Source organism: Piscinibacter sp., assembly GCF_050175855.1.
Lineage (GTDB): Bacteria > Pseudomonadota > Gammaproteobacteria > Burkholderiales > Burkholderiaceae_C > Piscinibacter.
The window spans coordinates 1-4,085 of the sequence record NZ_JBFXIO010000426.1; the positions used below are offsets into that span (position 1 = coordinate 1).

The window sequence follows — 4,085 nt, forward strand, 5'->3', positions numbered from 1 at the left end:
CGCTGGCGCCCAGCCCCGGCTGGGTCGGCCAGTGGCCGACCGCCTGGCTGGCCGGCCTGGGCACGCCCTGGAACACCATGCAGATGGGCGGCAGCATCCGCCTGTCCTCGCCCGGGCTCAGCGTCGAGACCGTGCAGGGCCGCTGGCGCCTGGCGGGCAGCGCCGAACTCGACCTCATCGACGTGTCCTCGCGCGTCTCCACGCTGGAGACGCTCGGCAGCTACCGCCTGATCCTCGCGGGCGATGCCTCCGGCAGCGGCGCCTCGCAGATCACGCTGTCGACCCAGCAGGGCGCGTTGCAGCTTAGCGGAAACGGCACGCTCGGGCCGGGCGGCGTGCGCTTTCGCGGCGAGGCGCGCGCAGCGCCCGGCGAAGAAGCGCCGCTGGCCAACCTGCTGAACATCATCGGGCGGCGCGACGGCGCCCGGTCCGTCATTTCGATCGGATGACCATGAAGCCACATCCTTCCCTGCGCCCCTCGAAGCGCCGCGGCCCGGCGACGCTGGCGGCAGCGATGCTCGGCGCCGCGCTGCTGCCGCCGGCCGGCGCGCTCGCGCAGACGCCCCAGGCGCAAGCACAGCAGGCCGCCAAGCCGCCCGCGCAGCGTGGCCGCTTCGCCGGCGGTGAGCCGGTGACGCTGAACTTCGTCAACGCCGACATCGAGGCGGTGTCTCGCGCGATGGGCGCGATCCTCAAGCAGCAGTTCGTCGTCGACCCGCGCGTCAAGGGCCAGATCACGCTGTTCAGCGAGCAGCCGATCACGCCGCGCGAGGCCTACCTGAATTTCCTGGCCGCGCTGCGCGGCCTGGGCTTCACGGTGGTCGAGGTCGGCGGCCTGTTCAAGGTGGTGCCCGAGGCCGACGCCAAGCTGCAGAGCGGCACCGTGGCGGTGGGCGAGACCGGCCGCCGCGGCGACCAGATCCTCACCCAGATCTTCAAGCTCAACCACGAGAACGCCAACAACCTGGTGCCGGTGCTGCGCCCGCTGATCAGCCCGAACAACACCATCAACGCCAACCCGGGCAACAACTCGCTGGTCATCACTGACTACGCCGACAACCTGCAGCGCATCGCCAAGATCATCGCGGCGATGGACACGCCGGCGGCGGGTGAGGTCGAGGTGATCCCGCTGCGCCATGCGGTGGCGGCCGACCTGGCGCCGATCGTGCAGCGGCTGGCCGACTCTTCCGGCGCCGTAGCGGTGCCCGGCGCGCCGGTGGCCACCGGCGGCGCCAACAGCTCGGTGATCGCCGACTCGAGAAACAACAGCCTGCTGGTCAAGGCCGGCAGCCCGGCGCGCATGGCCAGCATCCGCTCGCTGGTCGAGCGGCTCGACCAGCCGCTGCAAGGCTCGGCCGCCGCCGGCAACGTGTGGGTGGTGCACCTGAAGAACGCCGATGCCACCAAGCTCGCGCAGGTGCTGCGCGCTGCCTTTGCCACCACCGGCACAGCCGGCGGCGGCGCCAGCACCGGCGTGGCCGGCACGGCGGCGCCCGCCGCCCAGGTGGCACAACCGGCCGGTGCGGCCGGCGGTGCCTCGATCCAGGCCACCTCACCGGTCAGCGCCGGCGCCGGGCCCTCGACCGGCGGCTTCATCCAGGCCGACCCGTCGACCAACTCGCTGATCATCACCGCCGCCGAGCCGCTGTACCGCCAGGTGCGCGCGATGATCGACCAGCTCGACTCGCGCCGCGCGCAGGTCTACATCGAGAGCATGATCGTCGAGATCTCCGGCGACAACGCCGCCGACTTCGGCTTCCAGTGGCAGGGGCTGCTCGGCAACAGCGGCGACAAATACGGCCTGTTCGCCGGCACCAGCGCCTCGGTGGGCGGGCCCAGCATCATCTCGCTGTCGCAGACCGGCGCCGGCTCGGGCACCACGCTGCCCGGCGACGGCATCAACATCGCGCTGATCCGCAACTACGGCGGCACCTACGCGCTGGCGGCGCTGGCACGTGCGCTGCAGACGCAGGCCAACACCAACATCGTCTCGACGCCGAACCTGATCACGCTGGACAACGAGGAGGCGAAGATCGTCGTCGGCGAGAACGTGCCGTTCATCACCGGCCAGTTCACCAACACCGGCACCGCCACCACCAGCCCGTTCCAGACGATCGAGCGCAAGGACGTCGGCATCACGCTGCGCATCAAGCCGCAGATCGGCGAAGGCGGCACGGTGCGCATGACGATCTACCAGGAGCAGTCGGCGGTGAAGGAAACCACCGCGGCCGGCACCAGCAACGCGGGCCCGTCGACCACCAAGCGCTCGATCGAGTCGACCGTGGTGGTCGACGACGGCGCGATCCTCGTGCTCGGCGGCCTGATCAGCGAGACCTTCACCGACACCAAGGCCAAGGTGCCGCTGCTCGGCGACATCCCGGTGGTCGGCGCCCTGTTCCGCAGCGAGAAGCGCGAGAAGAACCGCAGCAACCTGATGGTGTTCCTCAAGCCGACGATCATGCGCGACGGCGATGCAGCCTCGAAGCTCTCGCTGGACCGCTACGACCTGATCCGCGCCCGCCAGCAGGAGCAGCAGCCGGCCTCCAATCCCTTCCTGCCGCTGAAGGATGCGCCGGTGCTGCCGCCTTTGGAGGCTCCGTCGCAACCGGCTTCGGCCGCGCCGGCCGCCTCCGGCCCGGCGCAGTAGGAGCGAGACCGCCATGGGCGCGCGCCATCCCCTGCCCTACGCCTTCGCGAAGGCGAATACGCTGCTGCTGGAAGACGACGGCGAGCGTCTGGTGCTGTGGGCGCCGGAGTCGGTGGCGCTGCCGGCGCTGTCCGAGGTGCTGCGGCTGTACGACGTCGACGCGCTCGAGCGCGAGGCGGCACCCTCGCTGGCCAGCCGCATCGCCGCGGCCTACGCGGGCGGCGAATCGAGCGCGGCGGCCGTGGTCGGCGAGGTGGAGAGCGCCGTCGATCTGACGCGCATGATGCAGGACCTGCCCGCGGTGGAAGACCTGCTCGAGGCCGCCAACGATGCGCCGATCATCCGCATGCTCAATGCGCTGCTGACGCAGGCCGCGAAGGACGGTGCCAGCGACATCCACATCGAGCCCTATGAGCGCAGCTCGGCGGTGCGCTTCCGCGTCGACGGCACGCTGCGCGAGGTGGTGCAGCCGAACAAGGCGCTGCACGCCGCGCTGATCTCGCGCCTGAAGATCATGGCCGAGCTCGACATCGCCGAGAAGCGCCTGCCGCAGGACGGCCGCATCTCGCTGCGCATCGGCGGGCGGGCGGTCGACGTGCGCGTCTCCACGCTTCCGTCCGCACACGGCGAGCGCGCGGTGCTGCGCCTGCTCGACAAGGGCGAATCGAAGTTCACGCTCGAGTCGCTGGGCATGAGCGGCGATGTGCTGACCCGCTTCGACAATCTGATCCAGCAGCCGCACGGCATCGTGCTGGTGACCGGCCCGACCGGCTCGGGCAAGACGACCACGCTGTACGCCTCGCTCGGCCGCGTCGACACCAGCACCACCAACGTGCTGACGGTGGAAGACCCGGTCGAGTACGAGCTCGCCGGCATCGGCCAGACGCAGGTCAACCCGAAGATCGACCTGACCTTCGCCAAGGCGCTGCGCGCCATCCTGCGCCAGGACCCGGACGTGATCATGATCGGCGAGATCCGCGACTTCGAGACCGCGCAGATCGCCATCCAGGCGTCGCTGACAGGCCACCTGGTGCTGGCCACGCTGCACACCAACGACGCGCCCAGCGCGGTGACTCGCCTGACCGACATGGGTGTCGAACCCTTCCTGCTGTCGAGTTCGCTGCTCGGTGTGCTGGCCCAGCGCCTGGTGCGCAAGCTCTGCCCGCACTGCAAGAAGCGCGACGAGCTCGGACGCTGGCATCCGGTGGGCTGCAAGGAGTGCGGCATGAGCGGATACAAGGGCCGTACCGGCGTCTACGAGCTGATGGTGGCCGACGACAAGGTGCGCTCGCTGATCCACAGCCGCGCCGCCGAGAGCCAGCTGTTCGTGGCCGCCGAGGAAGGCGGCATGCGCTCGATGCGCGAGGACGGCGAGCGGCTCGTCGCCGAGGGCATCACTTCGCTCGAGGAAGTGCTTCGCGTGACGCGCGAGTGAGCC

The 4,085-nt window shown here is 70.5% G+C and carries 3 protein-coding genes; all 3 read left to right on the top strand.

Annotated features, from left to right (window positions below):
* The coding region (gspN, locus tag AB7U92_RS23080; protein ID WP_428582516.1) for a type II secretion system protein N at positions 1-449 on the top strand (449 nt) is incomplete at its 5' end.
* A 2-nt stretch (positions 450-451) separates the two neighbouring features.
* Positions 452-2,647 carry a type II secretion system secretin GspD gene (gspD, locus tag AB7U92_RS23085; protein WP_428582518.1) on the top strand — a complete coding sequence of 732 codons (2,196 nt, stop codon included), beginning with the start codon at positions 452-454 and terminating at the stop codon, positions 2,645-2,647.
* A 13-nt stretch (positions 2,648-2,660) separates the two neighbouring features.
* Positions 2,661-4,082 (top strand): type II secretion system ATPase GspE, encoded by a 1,422-nt coding sequence (gene gspE / locus AB7U92_RS23090; protein ID WP_428582520.1) that lies wholly within the window; start codon positions 2,661-2,663, stop codon positions 4,080-4,082.
* Positions 4,083-4,085: the final 3 nt, after the last annotated feature.

Bases quoted from the DNA above. Each gene is read 5' to 3' on its own strand.
- gspE (WP_428582520.1), top strand. From the start codon at position 2,661: ATGGGCGCGCGCCATCCCCTGCCCTACGCCTTCGCGAAGGCGAATACG.
- gspD (WP_428582518.1), top strand. From the start codon at position 452: ATGAAGCCACATCCTTCCCTGCGCCCCTCGAAGCGCCGCGGCCCGGCG.